The organism is Nocardia sp. PLKS1-43, from assembly GCF_059510335.1.
The window spans coordinates 272,305-295,391 of the sequence record NZ_JCAJZQ010000004.1; the positions used below are offsets into that span (position 1 = coordinate 272,305).

Genomic DNA, 23,087 nt, shown 5'->3' on the forward strand with positions numbered 1-23,087 from the left:
TATTCGCCGGAATTCCGGTGACGCACAACACAATGCCCAGGTTGGTCCGCCCGGGGGCGACCGCGCACAAGGACAAGGAAGTCGATCTACCCGTGCCGAACGCTGCGATGACTGAAAAGACCGATGTAGTCCTCATCGGTGCCGGCATCATGAGTGCCACTCTCGGCGCGCTGCTTCGCCAGCTGCAGCCCGACTGGTCGATCACGATGTTCGAGCGCCTGGACGCCGCCGCTCCGGAGAGCAGTGACCCCTGGAACAACGCCGGTACCGGGCATTCCGCGTTGTGTGAGCTCAACTACACCCCGCGCACCGCCGACGGCGGCGTCGACGTGTCCAAGGCCGTCGACATCAACGAGCGGTTCCAGGTGTCGCGGCAGTTCTGGTCCTACGCGGTGGAGAACGGCGTGCTGAGCACGCCCTCGGACTTCATCAACCCGATCCCGCACGTCAGCTTCACCCACGGCGCGGACGGCGTGGAGTACCTGCGCAAGCGGTACGAGGCGCTGGCCCGGCACCCGCTGTTCGAGGGGATGGAGTTCATCGACTCGCCCGAGGAGTTCTCCCGGCGGTTGCCGCTGATGGCCAAGGGCCGCGACTTCGCCGAACCGGTGGCGCTGAACTGGAGTTCCAAGGGCACCGATATCAACTTCGGCGCGCTCACCAAGCAACTGCTGGCCTATCTGGGCCGCTCGGGCGTCGACATCGCATTCGGCACCGAGGTGCGCAACCTGTCCAAGCAGTCCGACGGCAGCTGGATTGTCAAGGTGCGCAACACCCGTACCGGTTCGACCCGTACGGTGAACGCGAAATTCGTCTTCGTCGGCGCGGGCGGTTACGCGCTGCCGCTGCTGCAGAAGGCCGGTATCCGCGAGATCGCGGGCTTCGCCGGATTCCCGGTCAGCGGCCAGTTCCTGCGCTGCACCAACCGCGAACTGGTCACCCGGCACGACGCCAAGGTGTACGGCATGGCCGCGGTCGGCGCGCCGCCGATGTCCGTGCCGCACTTGGATACTCGCGTCATCGACGGTAAGCGCGGACTGCTGTTCGGTCCGTACGCGGGCTGGACGCCGAAATTCCTCAAGGACGGCAAGTACGGCGATCTGTTCAAGTCGATCCGCCCGGGCAACCTGACCCCGATGCTCGGCGTCGGCGTGACCGAGCTGGGCCTGGTCAAGTACCTGGTCAGCGAGCTGCTGAAGTCCCCGGCGGGCAAGGTGAACGCGATGGAGGAGTTCATCCCGCGCGCCGACGGCCACGATTGGGAGCTGATCACGGCCGGCCAGCGCGTGCAGATCATCCGCCGCAAGGGCGTGGGGGGTGTACTCGAACTCGGCACCGCGGTCATCACCGCCGCCGACGGTTCCATCGCGGGCCTGCTCGGCGCCTCGCCGGGCGCGTCCACCTGCGTCTCGGCCATGCTGGACGTGCTGCAGCGCTGCTTCCCGCGCGAGTACGCGGACTGGACCCCGCAGCTCAAGGCCATGGTTCCCTCGCTGGGCGTCAAGCTGTCCGAGAACCAGGCGCTGTACCACGAGGTCTGGGACTGGTCGACCAAGGCGCTCGGTCTCGACCAGAACACACCGGCGGCAGAACTCGCGCAGAGCTGAGCGATGTGATAGCAAGACGCGATGATGTCAACGGTTGCTCTCAAAAGGTCGTGGGCCGCGGATCTGGACACCGCGACGCTCTACAAGCTGTTGCAGTTGCGCGTCCAGGTGTTCGTCGTCGAGCAGAAGTGCGCCTATCCGGAGCTGGACGGACTCGACCTGCTGCCGGAGACACGGCACCTGTGGCTCGACGACGAGGGTGAGGCGATCAGCACGCTGCGCCTGTCCGAGGAACACGAGAACGGGGTGAAGTCGTTCCGCATCGGCCGGCTGTGTACCACGCCGCATGCCCGCGGCCACGGTTACACCACCCGGCTGCTGCAGGCCGCCCTCGCCGAAACCGGTTCGGCCACAGTGCGGCTCAATGCGCAGACGTACCTGATCGACATGTACACCAAGCACGGTTTCGTCACCGACGGCGAAGAGTACATCGAGGACGGTATCCCGCACGTCCCGATGCGGCGCGGTTGACCTGCGGGTCCCGCAGCCCGGAAGTGGTTGCGGGACCGCCTGTCAGGCGCGAGGCGAGATCGGCTCGCCGCGCACCTCGCGGGTGAGCAGGGTCGCGCCCGCCACCGCGCCCGGCATCAGCACGATCGCGACGAAGGGCACCAGGAACGCCGCCGCGAGCGGAATTCCGAAGCCCCACACCAGCATTCGGCGTGAGCGCAGTAAGCTGAGCTGTTCGCGCAGCGAGATTCCGCGGCGTTGCATGGAAACCGTGGTCAGTTCCCGCACCAGGAAGAATCCGGTGACCCCGATGCCCACCACCGGCACCACGGTCTGCCCCACCACGGGCAGGAATCCGGCGGCGAACAGCGCCGCGCCCCACACCGCGGCTCGCAGCACCAGCGCGATGCCGTCGGCGAACATTCGCCACACCGGCAGACCCGGCCCCGGCGGCGCCTCGCCCGGCGACTGGCTCCGGTCCACGTGCTCGGCGAGTGCCTCGTAGAACGGTTGCCCCAGCGCCAAGGTCAGCGCCGTGAACGTGATCACCGCCAGGAACAGGCACAACACCAGCAGCAACACGTCCAGGAAGCCGCGCAGCACCCCCGGCCACGGCGAGGCCCAATGGTCCGCGAACGGCGTCGCCCACGCGACGACGTCTCCCGCGAACCACGCCACCGCCCCGATCGCGACCAGATACAGCAGTAGCGCGATGAGCCCCGGCACCAGCGCGTACCCGAACCGCCGCCGATGCGTCGCCACCCACCGCTGCCCCTGCAACAGATACCCGAACCCCGCAGCCAGATCCCGCACGCGCGCAGTCTATTCCGGCGCAGCCGGGAACCACGTACGGGTCACAGGTTCCGAAACTGCTGGGCGTTATCGCTTCTCAGGTTGCGGCAGGGACACCGCAACTATCGGTTCGAGGAAATCCTCGCCCTCGAGCAACAGCGGCTCCCCGCTCACCTTCGACAGGGGAATACGAAAAGCAGTCGCCGAAATTCAATGCCGCAGGGCAGCGTCCTTTCCGAATTCCCGATCAGCTGCGTTTCCGTGCAGGATCGCGTGGTGAAGCCGATCGCGGGAGGGGGCGGCGAGGGGCGCTGCCGGTGGGCAATACAGTTGGGTCGTGTCCGAATCCACTGTCGACGTCGCCGTAACCTCCGTATCCCCGTCCGGTGAGGCCGGGTTTCCGTTCTCGGCTGTGGTCGGGCAGGAGCAGTTGCAGCTGGCGCTGATTCTGTGTGCGGTGCATCCGGGGATCGGGGGTGTGCTGGTGCGCGGGGAGAAGGGCACCGCGAAGTCGACCGTGGTTCGGGCGCTGGCGCAGTTGTTGCCGCCGGTCGCCGACGAACGCGGTGCACAGCGGCCCGCGCGGCTCGTGGAGCTGCCGGTCGGGGCGACCGAGGACCGAGTGGTCGGCTCGCTGGATCTGCAGCGCGTGCTGCGCGACGGGGAGCAGGCGTTCCGGCCGGGTCTGCTGGCGGCCGCGCATCACGGCGTGCTGTACGTGGACGAGGTGAATCTGCTGCACGACCATCTGGTCGACGTTCTGTTGGACGCGGCGGCGATGGGCCGCGTGCATATCGAACGCGACGGGGTGTCCCATTCGCATCCGGCGCGGTTCGTGCTGGTCGGGACGATGAACCCGGAGGAGGGGGAGCTGCGTCCGCAGTTGCTGGACCGGTTCGGGCTGACCGTCGACGTGGCCGCCTCCCGCGATGTGGACGTGCGCATGGCCGTCGTGCGTCGCCGCCTGGACTACGAGGCCGACCCGAACGGATTCGCCGGCCGGTACGCCGAGACCGATCGGGAGATCGCCGACCGTATCCTGATCGCCCGCGACCTGGTCGGTGAGGTGGAGCTGGACGATGTGGAATTGCGCAGGATCGCGGCGCTGTGCGCCAGCTTCGACGTGGACGGCATGCGCGCGGATCTGGTCGTCGCCCGCACCGCGACGGCGCATGCGGCGTGGCGCGGAAGTCGTTGTGTGACAGCCGATGACGTGCGTATCGCCGCGGAACTCGCACTGCCGCACCGGCGTCGGCGTGATCCGTTCGACGAGCCGGGCATCAGCGAGGAACAGCTGGAGGAGGCGATGCGGCAGGCCGCGGCGGAGGCCGAACCGAACTCCGCTGAGAACTCCGGCCCATCGAGCGAATCCGAGCGTTCGTCGTCCGACGACCCCGCGCCCGAGCCGAGCGATTCCGAACGGCCCGAGGGGCCCGGCGACGATCCGGACGGCGGTCCCGATACGCCCGGCGGCGGTGGCGGTGCGCCCGAGGGCCGGGCGGGCGCACCGGCGAATTCGACTGCCCGACCGCCTCGTTGGGAGGTGCGGGGCGTCGGTGAGGGCGCACCGGGACGGCGTTCGCGGGCGAGCACCCGGCACGGACGCGTCGTGCGAGCGGTACCCGATGCCGCGGCCGGACTGCACCTGCTCGGCACGGTCTTCGCCGCCGCGCCTCGGCAACGTGCCCGCGGCCGGTTCGAAGGGCCGCTGGCCCTGGAACCGGAGGATCTGCGCGGCGCGTATCGCGAAGGGCGCGAAGGCAATCTGGTGATCTTCGTGGTCGACACGTCGGGTTCGATGGCTGCCCGGGATCGGCTCTCGGCGGTCACCGGTGCGATCGTCGCCCTGCTGCGCGATGCCTATCAGCGGCGCGACAAGGTCGCGGTGATCACCGTGCGCGGCAGCGAGGCCGAACTGGTGTTGCCGCCGACCTCCTCGGTGGATATCGCGGTGCGGCGTCTGGCGGGCCTGCGCACCGGCGGTAAGACCCCGCTGGCGCGCGGTCTGGTCGAGGCGCGTGAGGTGGTTCGGCGCGAGCGCGTGCGCGATCCGCAGCGCCGCGCGATGGTCGTCCTGCTCACCGACGGCCGCGCCACCGGAGGCGCCGACCCGCTTCCGCGCGCCCGCGCCGCCGCGCGCGTGCTGGCTCGTGACGGCGTCACCGGCGTCGTGGTCGACTGCGAACGCGGCATGATCCGTCTCGGCCTGGCCGCCGACCTCGCCCGCGACCTGCGCGCCACATACATCCGCTTGGCCGAGATCACCGGTGATGCCGTGGCAGGGGTGGTGCGGTCGCAGGTCTCGGGAGTCCGTGCGGCCTGATCGGTTTCGCCGGGTGCGGTTGCCGACCGTCGTGCGGTTTCGCGAGCACGGCGTGAACAGCTCAGCTCGGCCTGCGGGTCTGCGTCCGTTCGGCCGGTGTTCCGTGGCGGGCGGCAGGTAGCGCGGCATGGCCGCGGTGTGCCGGCTGAACGGCGCTGCGCCTGGAGCAATACGGATCGATCCGCCTGGCGCTGGGCGAGTTTGCGCCGCTCGGGTCTCCGGTGTCATGTGGCGCGATCGGCGATCTGCCCGCGCTCGCGGCCGGCGGAACCATCCGGCCGCACCACCGACGAGTGCCGCGACCTCCCGTGCCGGTGTCCGCGGATCTGCCGGCCGGACCCCGGTGATGGGAGTGGCCGGCGAACGTGATCACCGCTGGATGCGAATTGCCCCGAGCGAGCTATTGCGCAGTGGCCGTGGTGAATTGGTCGGCGAGGGCGGTGAGCAGTTCGGAGCAGCCCGCGTCGACGGTGAGGGTGGCAAGCGGGTCGCCGCGGGTGTGGCCGCGGTTCACGATGACGACCGGACGAGCGGTTCTGGCCGCGTGCCGCACGAAACGCAGGCCGGACATGACGGTGAGCGAGGAGCCCGCGGTCAGCAATACTTCGGCGGACTCGAGCAGGTCGTACGCCTCCGCGACACGGTCCTTCGGGACGTTTTCGCCGAAGTAGACGATGTCGGGTTTGAGCATTCCGCCGCACTGTTCGCAGTCGACCATGCGGAAGTTCGCGGTGTCGGTGACCACGGCGTCGGCGTCGGGGGCGACCTCGAGGCCGTCGGTGACCGATTCGGCGAAGCCGGGATTGGCGGCCTCGAGCCGGTCGGCCAGGCGCATGCGGGAAATCAGTGCCGAGCAGTTCAGGCAGCGCACTCGCGCGTAGGTGCCGTGCAGATCGATCACCCGGCGACTGCCGGCCTTGGTGTGCAGCAGGTCCACGTTCTGGGTGATCAGGCCGCTGACGACGCCCGCGCGCTCGAGCCGCGCCAGCGCACGATGTCCCGGATTGGGCCGCGCGGCATCCATCCGCCGCCAGCCGACATGATTGCGGGCCCAATACCGTTGCCGGAACACCGGATCCCCGACGAACTGCTGATAGGTCATCGGATTGCGCGGCGGCGAACTCGGCCCCCGATAATCCGGAATCCCGCTGTCGGTGGACAACCCCGCCCCGGTCAACACCGCCACCCGGCGGCCCGCGACGATGTCGAGCACCCGATCGACAGCGCTCACGGTCAGAAGTTCCGGCATGGATCCAGCGTACGGCTCGTCGACGGGCTCGCCCTTGGGGAGCTGGCCGCGGCCACGTGCCGAGGAGCCGACCAACAGGAGGAGCCGATGGCTGCCGCAGGCTCGAACTCGGCGATCCTCGCTGCGACCGGCTGTGTGAAGCAGTGCCGCGGGTCCCACTCGTCTGTCGCGTGAGGCAGACGCCGCGCCGGATAGGCGTTCAGCGCGGGCGGGCGTGCGGCGACGCAGGTAACAGGGTCGAAAGCAGTATCGACCGTGTGGTCGGCGTAGAACAGCGGGTTGTCGATTCCGGCGAATCCCGGGTTCACCGAGCGCTTCAACATGATCACACTGTGCGCCTGATCCACGTTCAGCACCGGCATCCCGTAGATCGGGCTGGAGGAGTCCTCCCGCGCGGGATTGGTGACATCGTTCGCTGTCCTCGATTGCCGTCGCCGGTTGGCTGCGGGCGGCTGTGATGCCGCAGAGCGGGCCGACGGCGAGGGTGCGGACCATCGCCCGGCGCCCACCGCCCACCATGGGTGTCCCGGCCGCCGGAGCCTCGAGCGCGGCCAGGCCGAACATCTCGTGCGGTCCGGGAGTCATCGAGACATCGGCGCCGACCGGCCGGGTGCGTTCGGCGATGTCGGCCGGCGTCGGCAAGCCGGCCGCGCTGCCGCGGCGCAGCCCGGGGCGGGAGCCGGGGGGTCGAAGGGGTGTGGCAACGTGGAGCAGCAGTTCATGCGCGGAAGGAGCGGTGTCGATGCCCAGGGGTGTTCCCGAGACGGTGCCCGATGACGGGTTGACCACTCGGCAGCGGCGTAATCAGCCCGTTCTGGCGGTGCATACCGGCCCCGGCAAGGGCAAGTCGACCGCGGCGTTCGGGATGGCGCTACGGGCCTGGAATCAGGGGTTCGACATCGCGGTGTTCCAGTTCGTGAAGAGTGCGAAATGGAAGGTCGGGGAGGAGGCGGCATTTCGCACCCTCGGCCGGTTGCACGAGGAGACCGGTGCGGGCGGCCCGGTCGAATGGCACAAGATGGGTGAGGGCTGGTCCTGGACCCGCAAACAGGGCACCGAGGATGATCACGCCGCGGCCGCGCTGGCCGGTTGGCACGAGATCGCCCGCCGTCTGGCCGCCGAACAGCACCGGTTCTACGTCCTGGACGAATTCACCTATCCGCTGAAATGGGGATGGGTCGACGTGGACGAGGTGGTCGAGACCCTGCGCGCCCGTCCCGGCAATCAGCACGTGGTGATCACCGGCCGGGACGCGCCGCAGGCGCTGATCGATGCCGCCGATCTGGTCACCGAGATGACCAAGACCAAACATCCGATGGACGCGGGCCGTAAGGGCCAGCGCGGCATCGAATGGTGAGCACACCGGCGGTGGTCATCGCCGCACCGGCCTCTGGAAGCGGAAAAACCACTCTCGCAACGGGTTTGATCGGCGCGCTGCGCCGCGCGGGACATACCGTCGCGCCGTTCAAGGTGGGCCCGGACTATATCGACCCCGGATATCACGGTCTGGCCGCCGGACGTCCGGGCCGGAATCTGGATCCGGTGCTCGTGGGCGCGCAGCGGGTGCCGCCGCTGTACCGGCACGGGACGCGGGGGTGCGATATCGCGGTCGTCGAGGGTGTGATGGGCCTGTTCGATGGTCGCATCGACGAGAATCAGGCGCAGCCGGTCGCGGAAGGTTCCACCGCACAGGTCGCGGCGCTGCTGGGGGCACCGGTCGTGCTGGTCGTGGACGCGCGCGGGCACAGTCAGAGCCTCGCGGCCCTGTTGCACGGATTCGCCACCTACGACAGCGAGATCCGGCTCGGTGGCGTGATTCTCAACCGCGTCGGCAGTGCACGACACGAACAGGTGCTGCGCGCCGCATGTGACCGGGTCGGTCTGCCGGTGCTCGGCGCGCTGCCGAGGATGGCCGAATTGGCCGTTCCCTCACGGCATCTGGGCCTCATTCCCGCGGTGGAGCACGGCGATGCGGCGCGGTCGGCGGTCGACGCGATGACCGAACTCGTCGCCGCCCATGTGGATCTGGCCGCGATCGCCCGATTGGCGCAAGCGCGGGTGCCGGGGCCGGACTGGGATCCGGAAGCGGAATTGCGCGCGGTCGGCGGCTCGCCCACGGACGGACCGGTGATCGCCATGGCCGGTGGTCCGGCGTTCACCTTCGGCTACGCCGAGCATCGTGAACTGCTGGCGGCGGCGGGCGCGCGTGTGGCGGTCTTCGATCCGCTGTATGACGACTTGCCCACCGGCACAGCGGGTGTCGTGCTGCCGGGCGGATTTCCCGAGGAGCATGCGGCGGAGCTCTCGGCGAACGACGCGCTGCTCGACGCGGTGCGTGCCGCGGCCCGGGCCGGTATGCCGGTGCACGCCGAATGCGCGGGACTGCTCTATCTGACCCGAAGTCTGGACGGACATCGCATGGCCGGCGTGGTCGACGCGGCCGCCGAGTTCGGGCCGCGATTGACGCTGGGCTATCGGGATGCGGTGGCGCTGACCGATTCTCCGCTCTGGACCGCCGGGCAACGGGTGCGCGGACACGAATTCCACCGCACCAGACTCATTTCCGCCACCGCCGACGCCCCGGCGTGGGCATGGCGCGCCCCGGATGGCGCCACCGTGCGCGAGGGCGCGGTGACCCATCGAGTGCACGCCTCCTACCTGCACATCCATCCCGCGGGAAATCCCGCGACCATCGCCGGATTCGTCGCGGCCGCGGCCGATTACGCCGCCGTGCGCGCAGATGTGTGAACCACGTTCCGGCAGCGGCGAACTCGTCGTCGGAGTGGGGTGCCGGCCGGCGACCGTCGCGGCGGAAATCGTGCGTGCGGTGCGCGCGGTGCTGGGACAGGAGAAGTTCCGCTGTCTGGCGACGATCGACCGCAGAGCGGCCGAGCCGGGATTTTCCGCGGCCGCAGCCGAATTCGGTGTTCCGGTGGCCGCGTTCACTCCGGACGAACTCGCCGCGGTGCACGTCCCGAACCCCGCGGCGCGAACCAGAGCCGCTGTCGCCACCTCCAGTGTCGCCGAGGCCGCGGCCTTGCTCGCTTCCGAGAAGTATTGCGGTACAGGGTATCTCGTGATACCGAAGACCTCCCGGGGCTCGGTGACGGTCGCGGTGGCCCGCTGCGAATCAGGTTGACCGGTCCGCGAAACGGCCACCACCGAGCCGGAGCGCGATCGGCTCGCCCTACTGCCCCCGCCAGGCTTCGAGGACCCGGTCCAGCGCGGGGCGGATCTTCGCACGCGCCTCCTTACGGGGCATACCTGCCATCAGCAGCCGGTCGTAGTCGGTGTCGAGATGACGGATCGAGGCGATGACCGCGAGCGTCACAGCCTCGGCGGCAAGGACTTTCGCGGCCGCGCTGCGGCCGACGCGCCCGCTGCCGCGCACCGCGGCGTGATCGGCGATCTCGGTGGCGCGCTCCGGCGGGCAGTTCGGGAACAGCCGCTGTATTTCGGCGGCCATCCGCAGCTGGAACTCGACGTCCTGTGCCGCGCGCCGGGCGGTGTCGCGTTCGCGGCGGCGCAGCCGCGCGTCCTCGTCGGCCAGGCATTGTTCCTCCGCGCGGGCCAGGGCCTGTTCCTCGACCAGGATGCCGACGCGTTCGTGGCGTTTGCGCCGGGCGTTGAAGCGCACCACGACCGCGGCCAAGGTGCTCTCCTTCTTGGCGCGGCGGCTCAGGGCCGCGTCCCCGGCGGGCAGGAATTCCAGATGGTCGAGATCCGCGCAGGTCAGGCACAGCGGCCCGGCGTCGGACATGATCTGATACGGCCCGGTGTCCGAACATTCCGCGCACGTCCAGTCCCCGGCGGCCGCGACGACCGTGAGATCGGGCGCCTTGTTCTGGCGCTGCCGCATCTGCTCGCGGCGGGCCGGGGTGAGGTCGGGGGAGAGCCAGTGCGTGCGGAACACCGCCTCGTCCTCGTCGCCGACGAAGATCAGCGGCGCACGATCGCGGCTACCGGACAGATAGGCGGTATCGCTCGGGGTGAGACCGCCCTCGCGCGCCCATTCGCCCAGCAGATCCGCCACGTCGCGCAACCGCGCCGCGTCCACCGGGGCCAGCTTCACCAGCGAGGGGGCACGCCCCTGCCGCCACCGCTCGACGTGCGCAGAGGTCAACCAGCCCAAGCCGACCAGAACATCGACGGTGGACACGTATTTGTGCTGGGCCAGTGCCGCTTCCGCGGCCGCGACCACCCGACGCCGGAGCTTGGACATGAGATGAACCATAGAACACGGCGGCGACAGTCCCCGCGCCCCGATTCACGGTGCGGGCCGGGGCCGATGACCCGTCGTATCGCCGCGTCCGGTCAGGGCGCCACCGATGTCCAATCCGCGAAGCCGGTCGGATCGTGCCGCCCGATACTGGCGTGTTCGAACAGGCCCCAGCCCTCGGCGTCACCACATCGAGCGCTCGCGACATGGTCGATCACACCCCACGGAATGCGTCCGGCGACAGCGGGATCGGTCAGATCGTAGCTGCTGGAGGACGACCAGTCCGCCCCCTTCCACATGCCGTGCTGCCAATCCGGGTCGCCGCCGTAGCCGCAGCCGATATGCAGTGCCATGAAGGTGCGCGGCTCGATCAGCACCTCCACCGGTTTTCCGTCCGCGGCCGTCATCTCCAGCCGGGCGCCCACGGGAATCCTTGTGCCGGAACGATAGTCGATGTGCACGCGAGGCCACCCGAGTTGCTCGACGCGACCGTCGGCCCAGATCCGGGTGGCGTCGTTGAGGGTGCGGTATCCGTCCGGATTCTCCTGCACGATGACCACGATGGCGAAATCCTCGAACCGCAGCGGCGCGTACATCCACCAGAAGCCGCCCGGTCCGGAGGCGCCGGCGCGCCCGGCCGGCTCGGTCTCCCCGACCGGCCGGATACCCCACGACCGGTCCCGGCTCCCGGTCCAGATCTGCGGATCCACCGCGATATCGGTCCCGTCCACGTGCAGCGTGCCCGCCCACGAGCCCACCTGCGCGAACCGGGACGCGTCGATGATCGGCCGATTGCCGGCCAGAATGAGATGCGGCTGTTCCAGGATCGCCGGGAAGGCTCCGGACCAGGTCAGGTCGAAACCGAGATCCTCGTGCTCGCAGACGACCCGGATGCGATCGAGCGGTTCGAGCACCTCGACGCGGTAGCCGCCGACCCGCTGGTCCAGGCCACGCTCGCCGAGTTCGGTCGAAAAGCGCACGGCACGTTGGGTTTCCCCGCGTCGCACGGCCGCGTACGCGTCGATGACGCCCAGGTTCGGATAGACCCCGAGACCGGTCACCAGGAAGGTGCCCCCGTCCCGGTCGTGTCCGTTGAAATAGCTGCGGTCGTAGAAGTTCCGGTCGCTGGTGCCGACCCGGGCCAGCGACAGCGGAGTCTGGTGGATCGGATATTCGTCCAGCGGTGCGGGGGCCGGGCCGACGCCGCGGCCGTCGGATGCGCTCATAGCTGTCGATCCCATTCGTAGGTGCGGTCGAGCAGAGCCTCGAGGCTCTTGCGGTGCATCACGTAGTCGTCCCGATCGGGGGTGTCGGTGTCCTCGCCGAAATGGATCATCCGGCGTTTGACCCGGGCCATCACCACGCCGTGCCGCAATGCGGCGTAGACCAGGTAGAAGTCCAGATCCCGCAGGCGATATCCGGTGGCCCGCTCGTACAGCGCGACCACATCCTCGCGGCGCAGGAAATCCGGCAGTCCCGGCTGACCGAACTGCGTCGCCAGGTCCTGGAAGAACCGGTGGATGAAGATAATCCACGCGACGTCGAGTTCGCGCGGGCCCAGTGCGGCCATCTCCCAGTCCAGCACCGCGACCGGATCGAACTCCCGGTAGATGATATTGCCCGGTCGCGAATCGCCCCAGCTCAGCACATCGGCGCCCGGATGCTCCGGCCAGTGCTGCTCGAGCCAGTCGAATGCGCGCTCCAGCAGCGGGATCGAGTATCCGTCCTCGGCCAGGGCCCAGCGGTACCAGGCGCGGGTGGCATCGACATGACGGCGCAGCGAGTCGCCGGGTTCGGCCAGCGCCGGGAACTTCGCCGCCGGATCGGCGATGGCGTGGATATCGGCGATGATGTCGATCGTGTTGCGGGTCAACAGCATTCGTTGCTCCGCGGTGGCATCGAACAGCCAGCCGATGAATACGTACGGCGGATTGTCCTCGGGGATGCGTCCGTCCACGCGCTGCATGACGAAAAACGGTGCACCGAGCGCGGATTCGTCCGCCTCGAACCAGCACAGCGGCGGCACCGGCACCGAACTGTGTTCGGCGACCCCGGCCATCACCCCGTATTGCCTTGCCAGATCATAGGTTTCGAAGACGGGGAAGGAATCCTCCTCCGGCGCCATCCGCGCCACGTAGGAGCCGCCGACCGTCTTCCCGTCCACCTGCCAGGAGGCGTCGAACAGGACCGACGAACTCGACATGCCACCGGCTCGAGGCCGGCGCAGGTCGGTGAGCACCGGCGTACCGTCGCAGCCGACCTTGTCGGCCAGCCAGCCGGTGAGGCGCTCGGCGAGGTCGTAGAGATCCCGGGCGCTGGTGGTGAGTTGTCGCCGCTGTTCGGGATCTGGCTCGGAATCGTCCGACATGATCGGGACCTCCTGGCTTGTGGAAATGCCTGCGTGTCGCGGGCGCGGCGCGTGCGCGGGCGGCACCATGGAGGGAATGTAACGCGTTCCAGTCGCTACGCGTGGTGGAATTCGGCAGGGCTTTTTCGCCGGTACCGATGACCGGGATGAGTGGTTGCCGTCGCCGGGGCGGCCTGCTGAGGATGCCGCTGCGGGGTGTATCAAGAGAACCTGAGGATTCGCGGGGGGGTGTCCGGCGGGAATCGATTTCGGCTGCGTGGATTCGATCGGGAGGGCGAGCATGAGCGACGGTGTCCAGGAGCGGGACGACGTATCGGAGATCCGGCCGCAGAGGCAGGACTCGACCGCGTGGAACCCGTTGACCCGCATTGCTTTTCGGTTCTTTTTCAGCTACGCAGGAGTGTTGTGCCTGACGATCCCACAGATCACGGCCGTATTCGCGGGTTGGTTGCACACCTGGTCGGCACAGCGGACGGTGACCGGGCCGGCGAAGTCGCTCGAACCGGTGTTCGGCTGGGTCGGCCGCACGGTATTCGGTGCGAACGATGTGCGGTTCTATCCGAATGGGAGCGGTGACCAGGCGATCTACTGGGTGCAGGTCTTCTGCTTGCTGGTCGTGACGCTCCTCGCCACAGCGGTGTGGTCGCTACTGGACCGGTGCCGGCTCGAATACCGCACGCTCGCGGGCTGGGCGCTGCTGGCGCTGCGACTGTTCCTCGGCGGGCAGATGCTCTTCTACGGATTCGTCAAACTGATTCCGACGCAGATGCGCGCTCCGTCGCTGAGCACGCTGCTCGAGCCGTACGGGCATTTCGATCCGATGGCGGTGCTGTGGAATCAGGTGGGGTCGTCCCATCCGTACGAGATGTCACTGGGACTGGCCGAGGTGCTGGCGGGGCTGATGCTGTTCATCCCGCGTACCGCCGTGCTGGGCGCGATGCTGAGTCTGGTGGATATGGCCCAGGTGTTCCTGCTGAACCTGACCTTCGATGTGCCGGTGAAGATCCTGTCCGGACATCTGCTGCTGATGAGCCTGATCCTGCTCGCACCGGAGGCCCGGCGGCTGGTCGACGTGCTGCTGCTCGGCCGCGCCGCCGGACCTTCGACCGCGCCGTATCCGTTCCACACGGCGCGGTCCCGGCGGATCGCGGCACTGGTCCAGGTGCTGCTGGCGGTCTGGGTGGTTATCGGCCTGGGCCACATGCAGTGGCTGAACTGGCATTCGTACGGCCCCGGCCGGCCGAAACCGCCGCTGTACGGCATATGGACGGTCACCCGGTTCACCCGGGACGGGCAGGATGTGCCACCGTTGGTCACCGACGGGGACCGCTGGTTCCGGGTCGTGTTCGACTATCCGGGCGTGCTCGGGTTCCAGCATATGGACGGCACGCTGGACGGCCTGCCCGTAACGGTCGATCCGGCGACGCACCGGATCACGATCACGACGGTGCCCGGTTTCCCGGCCCCCACGGGTGTTCTCACCTTCCAGCAGCCCGCGCCCGATCGCGCGGTGCTGACCGGTGAATTGAACGGCCACCCGGTGACCGTTTCGCTCGAGCACTTCGATGCCGATCGATTGCCGTTGCGCAGCAACGGATTCCACTGGGTTCAGAACAATCCGCGGCATCCCTAGGACAGCGGTTCGCCGTCGGGCCGGGTCCGCCGGGACGTCCCGGCCACGATTCGGCCGGTGCGGCTCGCCGGTCGTCGCGAGGACGCGCGGGAATTCCGTTGCGCCGCGCCGGGTTCGCATTCGGTATGACAGCCGAGTTCTCCGAAAATCTGAAAAAGCTGCTGGACGACACCGCGGTCTTCGCGACGTTGGCGACCGTCGGGCGCGACGGGCAACCGCACCTCACCGTGATCTGGCTCGAACGCGACGGCGACGAGTTGGTCTACTCCACCACGGTGGACCGACAGCAGTACAAGAACGTCGTGCGCGATCCGCGCGTGACGGTGATGATCGTGCCGCCGGGCGATCCGTACGTCTACGCGGAGATCCGCGGCAGCGTCACGGTGACTCCCGATACCGCCCGCGAGCTGCCGGATAGGTTGTCGCACAAGTACACCGGCAAGCCCTACGCCGAGTTCAACCCGGCCTCGGTGAACGACGGTGAGCGCGTGATCGTGCGCGTCACCCCCACGGCGGTGCGCGGACGTCTCTGAACGGCGCAAGGGCGGGTCGTGGGTGGTTGCCGGAGGCGAACGCGCGGCCCGTAGGCTCGAAACTTGTGCCGAACACGCAGGACGACCAGCAAACAGGTGACCCGAACTATGTCGTCGGGCTCGATCTCGTGGGCCGCCGCGTCGTCGTCGTGGGCGGCGGTTCGGTGGCCCAGCGCCGGCTGGGGCTGCTGATCGCCTCCGGCGCCGACGTGCGGGTGATCAGCCGGACCGTGACCCCGGCGGTCGAGGGGATGGCCGCCTCGGGGCAGATCGACGTCGAATTGCGCGATTACGCCCCGGGGGATCTCGACGGCGCGTGGTACGCCGTCGCCTGCACCGACGAGCCGGAGACCAATGCCGCGATCGTCGCCGAGGCGACCGAGCGGCGCATCTTCTGCGTGCGCGCCGACAACGCCCGGCTGGGCACCGCGGTCACTCCGGCCACCGCCCGGTACGACGGCATGACCCTGGGCGTCCTGGCCGGTGGGCGGCATCGCCGCTCGGCCGCGGTGCGCAACGCTCTGCTGGAGGCGTTGCAATCCGGTGTGGTGGCCGGGGATTCCGAACCGGCCGCACCCGGCGTGGCGCTCGTGGGCGGCGGGCCCGGCGATCCGGATCTGATCACCGTGCGCGGACGGCGGTTGCTGGCGCGGGCGAATCTCGTTGTCGCCGACCGGCTCGCGCCACCGGAACTGCTCGCCGAACTCGCCCCCGATGTCGAGGTGATCGACGCGGCGAAGATCCCGTACGGGCGGGCCATGGCCCAGGAGGCCATCAACAACGCACTCGTCGAGGGCGCGAAGGCCGGAAAATTCGTCGTGCGGCTCAAGGGCGGCGATCCGTACGTGTTCGGGCGCGGCTACGAGGAGCTCGAGGCATGTGTGGCCGCGGGCGTTCCGGTGACGGTCGTTCCCGGGGTCACCAGCGCCATCTCGGTGCCCGCCCTGGCCGGGATCCCGGTCACCCATCGCGGCGTCACCCACGAGTTCGTGGTGGTCAGCGGGCATATCGCGCCCGATCACCCGGATTCGCTGGTGGATTGGCCCGCGCTGGCCCGGCTGCGCGGAACGCTGGTGCTGCTGATGGCGGTGGAGCGGATCGAGAAGTTCGCGGCCGCACTTCTGGACGGTGGGCGGCCCGCCGATACACCCGTCACGGTCGTGCAGGAGGGCAGTCTGCGCACCGAGCGCGTGCTGCGCGCGGACCTGTCCAGTGTCGCCGAACGGGTACGCGCCGAGGGCATCCGGCCGCCCGCGATCATCGTCATCGGACCGACCGCCGGGTTCGATGCCGCGAGACCGGATTCCGCGCGGATCGCCGCGGCCGAGTAATCGTCGCCGAGTGTTCCGGCGTGCCATCGGGTTTCGCTTGTGATCAGCGGTTATGGCCGTATTTTCCGAAGTTCTCGCGGTTCTCGGGGCGGGATTGTACGACGCGATTTCTGTGTGACATGGATCACATATCAAGTTGTGTCAGACTTGCCACAATTCCAGGTAACCGGGTTACTGTGTGATCGGTAGATTCCCCCGTGGGGCAATGCGGCGCTACGGTCACCAGCCCTGATCTGTCGCATGCTCTCCGGTGCGATCCCGGCGTCGCGAGTGGCCGTCACCCTCGGGTGGGGGCTGATCGCCCCTGCCGGTCGTCGCGACGGCGGGGTGCTGCGTAGTGGCCCGGCCGAAGGACCTGCCGCGATCTTCACGTTCGAGAAGCGGGATGGAAATATGGCTGTACGATCTGTCGATCCCATTGGCCGAGGTGTCTGGGAGGTTGCCCGCTGGCGGGCTCATGTACGTAGGCATCCGTTGCGCTATCACCTGGTCGTCATCGCGCCGACTGCCGCGGAAGTGGTGCGGTGCGCGGGCGGATGGGTTTTCGACCGGACGAGTGCGGGCTGGGAGGTGACCGCCCTGGTGGCCGAGTGCTCGAATGTTCGCTCCCTCGGAATTCTCGGCGCGACGGTCCTGGATCTGGAGCAGGCCCTGACCGTCCTCGAGCGTGATATGCATCCGAACGCGGTGGCCGTGGCCTCGCAGACGTATCTGTCCGACGATCGTGTGCGCGAGGGCGTGCACGAATATCTCGACAGCCGGCCCGTCGAGGTCGCGCTGTGGGGGGATGGACTGCCGACGGAACTCGACGAGCGGATCGAGCCGGTCTCTCGCCGGATGAGCAACGCGGCGCGGGTATTCAAGACCTGCGCGCTGGCCGCCGCGGGCTTGCCGGGCGAATCGGCCGCTATGACCGAGGTGTTCCGCACTCGTGAGCTGCCGCCGCCGAGTTGTAGATACGACGGAGATCTCGTCTCCGCCAAGTGAATTCGCGGGTCGATCCAGCAAAGCCCTTGTGCCCGTGTGGGGATGGCGTTCGCGCTGTCGAGTCGAGGGTGTGATCGGCCGCGCGGCGCGAGCGCCCCGGCACTGCTGTGCCGGGGCTATCGGCGTCCGTAAGTTGTTCGGCGGCAACGGGTTTGGCGTCCGTTTCCGAAATCGTCCGTAGGCCCGTGAGAGGCCGCGCGGGCTGACGTATGCCAGTGCGAAATGATATTCTCGCGATCGAGAAGCAGACTTTCATTTCGCAAGAGTGAGGTACCGCAATGACGTTGCAGTCGGTATTGGACGATCTACGCAAGCTGCCCGGAACGGGTGAGGTCATTCCGGTCATCGACCCGGCGACCGAGGAGCCGATCACCGAATTCACCGACTGCGGGCCGGAGGCCGTCGACGAGGCGGTGAAGCGGGCCCGGGCGTCGTTCGAATCGGGTGTCTGGCACGTCATGCCGGGCCGTGAGCGCGCGAAGATCATGTGGCGCATCGCCGATCTGATGGATCACTACGCGGAGGATCTGGCCCAGCTGGACTCGCTCAATACGGGTATGCCGCTCGCGCAGGCACAGATGATCGTCCCCACCTGCGCGGAATTCTTCCGCTATTACGCGGGATGGTGCACCAAGGTCAACGGCACCGCGCACGAAGTGCAGATGACCGGCGGAATTTCCGGCGCCTACGCCGATATGCACGCCTACACCCTCAAGGAGCCGTACGGCGTGGTCGGGCTGATCTTCCCGTGGAACGGCCCGGTGTTCAACGCGTGCGCCAAGATCGCTCCGGCGCTGGCCGCGGGGTGCAGCAGTATCGTCAAACCCGCCGAGGAGACTCCGTTGTCGGCCCTGCTGCTGGACCGCATCATCGCCGAGGCCGGGGTGCCCGAGGGCGTGGTCAACCTGCTCAACGGCTACGGCCGCACCGCGGGCGCGGCGCTCACCGCGCATCCGGACGTGGAGAAGATCGCCTTCACCGGTTCGACCGAGGTCGGCAAGGAGATCGTGCGGGCCTCCGCGGGCAACCTCAAGAAGGTCATGCTCGAACTCGGCGGGAAATCGCCGGTGCTGATCTACGACGACGCCGATCTGGACATGGCCATCATGATGGCGGCGATGGGCATCTTCATCCATTCCGGACAGGGGTGCGTGTGCGGCTCGCGGATCTTCGTGCAACGCGGGGTCTACGAGCGGGTCGTCGAGGGCATCGCGACGATCGCGAAGAACCTGAAACTCGGCGGGCCCAAGGAGGAGGGGGCCATGATCAGCCCGCTGATCAGCGCCAAGCAGCTCACCCGGGTACTGGGATACCTCGAAGAGGGCAAACGGGACGGTGTCGAGATCGTGACCGGCGGTGAACGACTCGATCGGCGCGGATACTTCGTCCAGCCGACCGTGCTCACCAATGTCGACCCCGCCACCAGCCGCCTCTACCAGGAGGAGATCTTCGGGCCGGTGGTGACGATCCTGCCGTTCGACGACGATGACGAGGCCGTGGCCCTGGCCAACGACACCACCTACGGCCTGGCCGCGACCGCCTGGACGACCAACCTGAGCCGCGCCCACCGCATCGCCAAGCGCCTGCAGGCCGGCACGGTCACCCTGAACTGTCAGCTGGTATTCGACCACGCGGTGCCGTTCGGCGGATACAAGCAGTCCGGTTGGGGTCACGAATTCGGTCGCGAGGGTATCGAGGCGTACCTGCAGACCAAGTCGGTCTGGGCCCAGCTATAGTGAATTGCGCCAACGGTCCGTCCCGCTCGTTGTGAGCCGGGGACGGACTGTCGGCGCATGCGGAGTTGCGTGTCGCGTGCGACCGGTGCGATCGTGCCGGGATGCTGGAGGAATGGGAGCCGAACGTGGCGCGTGCGGCCGGAACTGGCGCGTTTTTGACCCGGCCGGTATCGGTTACAGTGGCTCACTGTGCCAGATAACCCCGCTGCGACCATGGACCATCCGATGACCCAGCGGGCGTTCGGGCTGCCGATTCTGATCCTCAGCGGGTTGAATCTGATGGTGATCCTGGACGGGACCATCGTGATTCTGGCGCTACCCCGGCTGCAGGAGCAGATGGGGCTGTCGAGTTCGGGCAGTGCCTGGACGGTGACCGCCTACGGTTTGACCTTCGCCGGACTCATGCTGCTCGGCGGACGGATCGGAGATCTGTTCGGGCGCAAGCGAGTTCTGATGATCGGTGTGGCGGTGTTCACGCTGTCGTCGCTGGTGTGCGGGTTGGCGCAGGACGAGATCATGCTCATCCTCGCCCGTGGCGTCCAGGGGATCGGCGGTGCGATCGCGGCACCGTCGGCCATGGCTCTGGTGGTCAGTACCTACACCGCCGGTCCGGTGCGCACGCGGGCGATCGCGATCTTCGGCTCCATGCAGGCCATCGGGTCGGTCGGCGGATTGGTGATCGGTGGTGCGCTCACCCAGCTGAACTGGCGGCTGGTCTTCTTGATCAACGTGCCGATCGGAATCCTGATCGTGCTCGGTGCGATCTTCGTGCTCCGCGACACCGAGCATCACCGGCTGCCGCTGGATGTGCCCGGTTCGGTGCTCGGCACCGCGGCCTGCGGTGCGGTCGTCCTCGGTGCGACCGAGGGACCCAACTGGGGTTGGACCAGCCCGGTGATTCTCGGTTCGCTGATCGCGGGCGCGGTATTGCTGGTGGCGTTCATCGCCGTGGAGCGGTATGCAGACAACCCGGTGCTGCCGTTGTCACTGCTCAAGAACCGCGACCGGTCGGTGACGTTCGTCGCGTTGCTGCTCGGGTCCGGTGTGCTGGGCGGGATGACCTACTTCGTCGCGCAGTTCCTGCAGAACGTCGTGGGCTACAGCCCGCTGGTCGCGGGTGTGGCCTCGATTCCGTTCACACTCGGGGCCGGTGTCGGCACGGCGGTGGCGTCCAAGTCGGTCGTCATGGTCAAGCCGCGCTGGTTGCTGGTGTTGGCGGGGGTCTTCCTCGCCGCCGCGGGCGTCTACGGATCGACGCTGGACGGGAGTGTCCAGTACTGGCCGACGTTGCTGATCCTGTTGCTGGGAGCCGGTTTCGGCGTCGGATTGGTGATCGTCACCGGACCGCTGTGCCTACTGGTCGGTGTACCGGTGGCCGAGGTCGGCCCGCTCTCGGCGATCGGGCAGATGATCTTCAGCCTGGGCACGCCGCTGTCGGTCGGCATCCTGACCCCGATCGCCGCCTCCCGCACCCTGTCCATGGGCGGGCGCACCGGACGTGCGGCGGGGATGACCGCGGCCCAGATCGAAGCGCTCAGCAGCGGTTACACCCTGGTACTGCTGATCTGCGGCTTCGGTGCGCTCATCGTGGGCCTGATCGGCTTCACCCTGCGCTACACCCCGCAACAGCTCGCGCTCGCTCAGGACGCGGAGAAGGAATCGCAGCAGTTCTGATCGCGCGCTGGTGATCGGGTCCGTACTCGTCATCGGCTGCTGCCATGGATCGCGGTGAGCAGCGGATCTCGTGGTAACCGGTGCGACTGTGGATCGTGCAGGCGGGATCGGTGGTCGTCGAGACCGCTGGACGCAGTCGGTCGCCGGCGAGGGGAGTCGGTCGTGCGCGGGCGCGAATTCATCGCACCCGTTTTCGGTAGACGCACTCGATTCATGGTGGGATGCGGGTGAGTTCGTTGTGCAACGGGTGCGGCTGCGAATTGATGCTGGTGGCTTGCCGCTGGGCCTGATTAGGGTGGGCCGGGTCGGGGGAATGGGCCCTCGCGCAGGGGACGGAGGGGATCATGTCTGCGGGAATGGGCGGTGGGGTCGGCGAGCAGTCCGGAGCCGGGCGGCGGTCTCGTGCGCAGTCGCGTGCGCTGGATCTGCCGCACGACTGGGAATTGGTGGAGGGGGTGGTTGTGGTGCGCGGTCGAATCGGGTACCGGCACAGGCTCGTTCGAGATGCGTTCGTCCGGACGCTGAGATCCGCGCGGCGAGCACCGTACGCGATTCACACTGACCAGCGCATGGTGCTCGGCGAGTGCAGTGTGCTGCGACCGGACGTCGTGGTGGTCGACGAGTCGGCCGTCGAGATGTACGCCGCCGAGGGGATTCCGGCGGCCGCGGCGGTGCTCGTGGTGGAGATCGTCCTGGACGATTCCCGCGGTGACGATCGGGTCCGCACCCCGCGGCTGTACGCCGCGGCGGGGATCGCCAATTTCTGGCGGGTCGAGCGCGGGCGGGACGATCGCCCGGTCGTTCATCAGTATTGGCTCGATCCGCAATCGCGTGACTACGTTCCGGCGCCCACGCCGATCCACAGCGGGATGTTGTCCACTGCGGTGCCGTTTCCGGTACGGCTGGACCTTTCGGCGATCTACACGCCCCGGCCGGATGGCTGGGCCTCGCGCGAGCCGGGTGGCAGCGGGCTGTCGTCGCGGTGCGGTGGCGGGTACCGGCGCCCGGTCGCGTCGGTTACGACCGGGCGGTGAGCGCGCATGTCGAGGCGGTCAGGCAGCGAGCCGGACCACGGCGATCGCGGGCTCGGCGAGGGTGCCCAGATACAGGGTGCCGTCCTGTTCGGCCACGCCCGTGACCATCGCGTAGCGATCACCCTCGCGTTGCAGGTCGTGCACGAGCGTGCCGTCGAAGCTGTAGGCCTGCACCCAGGCGGTGCGCACGGGTTTGGGTTGCAGACTCGCCGGTATCGCCCAGATCAGTTTGCGCAGGATGCCGGGCAGCGGAAGAAGCATGTCCAGCAACGGATTTCGCGGTGTCACCAGGGCGACCCAGACCAGTCCGTCGCTGCCGAGGCCCATATTGTCGGGAAGGCCGGGCAGATTCTCGATCAGATGGTCCGAGGTACCGGCCTTCGGGCCGGACAGGTGGTAGCGCGTGATGCGGTAGGCGGCGGTCTCGGCGACCAGGATGTGCGAGCGATCCGGGGCGAGCACCACGCCATTGGCGAATTGCAGTCCGTCCGAGAGGGTTTCGACCCGGCCGTCGGGTGTGCGGCGAAACAGTCGTCCGGTGCCGGAATGTTCGAAGAAGTCGCCCAGGTAGTCGTCGAACGAGTACCGGCGAGTGGAGGCGGAGAAGTAGATCGTGCCGTCCTCGTCGGCGACGACGTTGCTGGTGAAATTGAGCCGCTCGCCGTCCACCTCGTCCACCAGGACCTCCAGCGTTCCGTGCGGTTCGCTCAACCGCAGCAGGCCGCGTTCGGAATCGCAGATCAGCAAGGAACCGTCGGGGTAGGCGTGCAGTCCCAGCGGTCGCCCGCCGGTGTCGGCGATCTGCTCCACCGCGCGGTCGCGGGGATCGACCAGCAGGATCGCGCCGCCGCTGATCCCGGTCACGATCCGGCCGTCCGGCGCGAGCACCACGTCCTCGGGAACGGCGCCTGGCAAGTCGAGCAATCGCGGTTCGGGCATCGGCGGCACGCTGTGGCTCTCACGGGCGCGCGCCGGGGCCTTGGGCGGTGTCCATCGTTGTGGTCGCAGCGACATGACCGAACCGTACCGCTCCGCTGCCGGGCCGCGGTGCGAATCGTCTCCGGCCGTATCGATCACGCGATGCCGCACGGGCCGGGAGTGTCACCCCATACCGCGCCGACAGTTGCGGCGCCCGGTCGTCGGGGCCGTGG

At 68.3% G+C, this 23,087-nt stretch carries 19 protein-coding genes and 1 pseudogene; 13 read left to right on the forward strand and 7 right to left on the reverse strand.

Going from position 1 to position 23,087, the window contains the following annotated elements; genetic code table 11:
• Positions 1–107: 107 nt before the first annotated feature.
• On the forward strand, positions 108–1,607 hold the full coding sequence (gene mqo / locus AC5WS7_RS16820; RefSeq protein ID WP_495955432.1) for a malate dehydrogenase (quinone): 1,500 nt from the start codon (positions 108–110) through the stop codon (positions 1,605–1,607).
• A 21-nt stretch (positions 1,608–1,628) separates the two neighbouring features.
• A complete protein-coding gene (locus AC5WS7_RS16825; protein ID WP_495955433.1) occupies positions 1,629–2,078 on the forward strand; it encodes a GNAT family N-acetyltransferase in 450 nt (149 codons plus the stop codon).
• A gap of 42 nt (positions 2,079–2,120) precedes the next feature.
• On the opposite strand, the gene AC5WS7_RS16830 is transcribed toward AC5WS7_RS16825, so the two are convergent.
• On the reverse strand, positions 2,121–2,870 hold the full coding sequence (locus tag AC5WS7_RS16830; protein ID WP_495955434.1) for an EI24 domain-containing protein: 750 nt from the start codon (positions 2,868–2,870) through the stop codon (positions 2,121–2,123).
• 316 nt (positions 2,871–3,186) lie between these two features.
• On the opposite strand from AC5WS7_RS16830, the gene AC5WS7_RS16835 reads away from it, so the two are divergent.
• Entirely contained in the window at positions 3,187–5,172 is a 1,986-nt protein-coding gene (locus AC5WS7_RS16835) for a magnesium chelatase subunit D family protein (RefSeq protein ID WP_495955435.1), read from the forward strand.
• A gap of 400 nt (positions 5,173–5,572) precedes the next feature.
• Here AC5WS7_RS16835 and AC5WS7_RS16840 read toward each other — a convergent pair whose 3' ends face one another.
• Positions 5,573–6,421, reverse strand: coding sequence for an NAD-dependent protein deacetylase (locus AC5WS7_RS16840; protein WP_495955436.1), 849 nt, complete (start codon positions 6,419–6,421; stop codon positions 5,573–5,575).
• Between the two features lie 254 nt (positions 6,422–6,675).
• Positions 6,676–6,837 (reverse strand): annotated as a pseudogene (locus AC5WS7_RS16845) (NAD(P)(+) transhydrogenase (Re/Si-specific) subunit beta); the annotation flags it as partial.
• A gap of 326 nt (positions 6,838–7,163) precedes the next feature.
• Between AC5WS7_RS16845 and cobO the strand changes: the two are divergent.
• Genes cobO through AC5WS7_RS16860 form a run of 3 tightly spaced genes read left to right on the forward strand, consistent with a single transcriptional unit; the run spans position 7,164 to position 9,560 of the window.
• Positions 7,164–7,778, forward strand: coding sequence for a cob(I)yrinic acid a,c-diamide adenosyltransferase (gene cobO, locus AC5WS7_RS16850; protein ID WP_495955437.1), 615 nt, complete (start codon positions 7,164–7,166; stop codon positions 7,776–7,778).
• Positions 7,772–9,169 (forward strand): cobyrinic acid a,c-diamide synthase CobB, encoded by a 1,398-nt coding sequence (locus AC5WS7_RS16855; protein WP_495955438.1) that lies wholly within the window; start codon positions 7,772–7,774, stop codon positions 9,167–9,169. The genes cobO and AC5WS7_RS16855 overlap by 7 nt, the downstream gene beginning before the upstream one ends.
• Entirely contained in the window at positions 9,162–9,560 is a 399-nt protein-coding gene (locus AC5WS7_RS16860) for a cobalamin biosynthesis protein (protein ID WP_495955439.1), read from the forward strand. The genes AC5WS7_RS16855 and AC5WS7_RS16860 overlap by 8 nt, the downstream gene beginning before the upstream one ends.
• 48 nt (positions 9,561–9,608) lie before the next feature.
• Here AC5WS7_RS16860 and AC5WS7_RS16865 read toward each other — a convergent pair whose 3' ends face one another.
• The 3 genes from AC5WS7_RS16865 to AC5WS7_RS16875 form a co-directional block, all read right to left on the reverse strand.
• Entirely contained in the window at positions 9,609–10,643 is a 1,035-nt protein-coding gene (locus AC5WS7_RS16865) for a DUF2293 domain-containing protein (RefSeq protein WP_495955440.1), read from the reverse strand.
• Between the two features lie 92 nt (positions 10,644–10,735).
• Positions 10,736–11,866: an Rv3169 family protein gene (locus AC5WS7_RS16870; RefSeq protein ID WP_495955441.1), complete on the reverse strand. Its 1,131-nt coding sequence runs from the start codon at positions 11,864–11,866 to the stop codon at positions 10,736–10,738.
• Positions 11,863–13,008, reverse strand: a complete 1,146-nt coding sequence (locus AC5WS7_RS16875) for a phosphotransferase family protein (RefSeq protein ID WP_495955442.1) — start codon at positions 13,006–13,008, stop codon at positions 11,863–11,865. Before AC5WS7_RS16875 ends, AC5WS7_RS16870 begins: the two co-directional genes overlap by 4 nt.
• A 280-nt stretch (positions 13,009–13,288) precedes the next feature.
• Here AC5WS7_RS16875 and AC5WS7_RS16880 point away from each other — a divergent pair, with 280 nt between their 5' ends.
• From AC5WS7_RS16880 to AC5WS7_RS16910, 7 genes are all read left to right on the forward strand, one after another.
• Entirely contained in the window at positions 13,289–14,641 is a 1,353-nt protein-coding gene (locus AC5WS7_RS16880; RefSeq protein ID WP_495955443.1) for a DoxX family protein, read from the forward strand.
• A 125-nt stretch (positions 14,642–14,766) separates the two neighbouring features.
• On the forward strand, positions 14,767–15,174 hold the full coding sequence (locus AC5WS7_RS16885) for a PPOX class F420-dependent oxidoreductase (protein ID WP_495955444.1): 408 nt from the start codon (positions 14,767–14,769) through the stop codon (positions 15,172–15,174).
• Between the two features lie 65 nt (positions 15,175–15,239).
• On the forward strand, positions 15,240–16,505 hold the full coding sequence (gene cobA / locus AC5WS7_RS16890; RefSeq protein ID WP_495955445.1) for a uroporphyrinogen-III C-methyltransferase: 1,266 nt from the start codon (positions 15,240–15,242) through the stop codon (positions 16,503–16,505).
• A gap of 393 nt (positions 16,506–16,898) precedes the next feature.
• Positions 16,899–17,492 (forward strand): hypothetical protein, encoded by a 594-nt coding sequence (locus AC5WS7_RS16895; protein ID WP_495955446.1) that lies wholly within the window; start codon positions 16,899–16,901, stop codon positions 17,490–17,492.
• A gap of 278 nt (positions 17,493–17,770) precedes the next feature.
• Complete coding sequence (locus AC5WS7_RS16900; protein WP_495955447.1) at positions 17,771–19,228, forward strand: aldehyde dehydrogenase family protein; 1,458 nt, start codon at positions 17,771–17,773, stop codon at positions 19,226–19,228.
• A 213-nt stretch (positions 19,229–19,441) separates the two neighbouring features.
• The gene (locus AC5WS7_RS16905; protein ID WP_495955927.1) at positions 19,442–20,902 is read left to right on the forward strand and encodes an MFS transporter; all 1,461 of its coding nucleotides are present in this window, start codon (positions 19,442–19,444) and stop codon (positions 20,900–20,902) included.
• Positions 20,903–21,246: 344 nt separating this feature from the next.
• A complete protein-coding gene (locus AC5WS7_RS16910) occupies positions 21,247–21,936 on the forward strand; it encodes a Uma2 family endonuclease (RefSeq protein WP_495955448.1) in 690 nt (229 codons plus the stop codon).
• Positions 21,937–21,954: 18 nt separating this feature from the next.
• Here the strand turns inward: AC5WS7_RS16910 and AC5WS7_RS16915 are convergent, their stop codons facing one another.
• Positions 21,955–22,950 (reverse strand): SMP-30/gluconolactonase/LRE family protein, encoded by a 996-nt coding sequence (locus tag AC5WS7_RS16915; protein WP_495955449.1) that lies wholly within the window; start codon positions 22,948–22,950, stop codon positions 21,955–21,957.
• Between the last annotated feature and the right edge of the window lie 137 nt (positions 22,951–23,087).

What these genes read in the sequence shown, in the direction of transcription:
- AC5WS7_RS16915 (WP_495955449.1), bottom strand. Translation starts at nt 22,950, where the DNA reads ATGTCGCTGCGACCACAACGATGGACACCGCCCAAGGCCCCGGCGCGC.
- AC5WS7_RS16905 (WP_495955927.1), top strand. Translation starts at nt 19,442, where the DNA reads ATGGACCATCCGATGACCCAGCGGGCGTTCGGGCTGCCGATTCTGATC.
- AC5WS7_RS16860 (WP_495955439.1), top strand. Translation starts at nt 9,162, where the DNA reads ATGTGTGAACCACGTTCCGGCAGCGGCGAACTCGTCGTCGGAGTGGGG.
- AC5WS7_RS16855 (WP_495955438.1), top strand. Translation starts at nt 7,772, where the DNA reads ATGGTGAGCACACCGGCGGTGGTCATCGCCGCACCGGCCTCTGGAAGC.
- AC5WS7_RS16825 (WP_495955433.1), top strand. Translation starts at nt 1,629, where the DNA reads ATGATGTCAACGGTTGCTCTCAAAAGGTCGTGGGCCGCGGATCTGGAC.
- cobO (WP_495955437.1), top strand. Translation starts at nt 7,164, where the DNA reads ATGCCCAGGGGTGTTCCCGAGACGGTGCCCGATGACGGGTTGACCACT.
- AC5WS7_RS16875 (WP_495955442.1), bottom strand. Translation starts at nt 13,008, where the DNA reads ATGTCGGACGATTCCGAGCCAGATCCCGAACAGCGGCGACAACTCACC.
- AC5WS7_RS16870 (WP_495955441.1), bottom strand. Translation starts at nt 11,866, where the DNA reads ATGAGCGCATCCGACGGCCGCGGCGTCGGCCCGGCCCCCGCACCGCTG.
- AC5WS7_RS16865 (WP_495955440.1), bottom strand. Translation starts at nt 10,643, where the DNA reads ATGTCCAAGCTCCGGCGTCGGGTGGTCGCGGCCGCGGAAGCGGCACTG.
- AC5WS7_RS16910 (WP_495955448.1), top strand. Translation starts at nt 21,247, where the DNA reads ATGTCTGCGGGAATGGGCGGTGGGGTCGGCGAGCAGTCCGGAGCCGGG.
- AC5WS7_RS16895 (WP_495955446.1), top strand. Translation starts at nt 16,899, where the DNA reads ATGGCTGTACGATCTGTCGATCCCATTGGCCGAGGTGTCTGGGAGGTT.
- AC5WS7_RS16900 (WP_495955447.1), top strand. Translation starts at nt 17,771, where the DNA reads ATGACGTTGCAGTCGGTATTGGACGATCTACGCAAGCTGCCCGGAACG.
- AC5WS7_RS16880 (WP_495955443.1), top strand. Translation starts at nt 13,289, where the DNA reads ATGAGCGACGGTGTCCAGGAGCGGGACGACGTATCGGAGATCCGGCCG.
- AC5WS7_RS16885 (WP_495955444.1), top strand. Translation starts at nt 14,767, where the DNA reads ATGACAGCCGAGTTCTCCGAAAATCTGAAAAAGCTGCTGGACGACACC.
- AC5WS7_RS16840 (WP_495955436.1), bottom strand. Translation starts at nt 6,421, where the DNA reads ATGCCGGAACTTCTGACCGTGAGCGCTGTCGATCGGGTGCTCGACATC.
- mqo (WP_495955432.1), top strand. Translation starts at nt 108, where the DNA reads ATGACTGAAAAGACCGATGTAGTCCTCATCGGTGCCGGCATCATGAGT.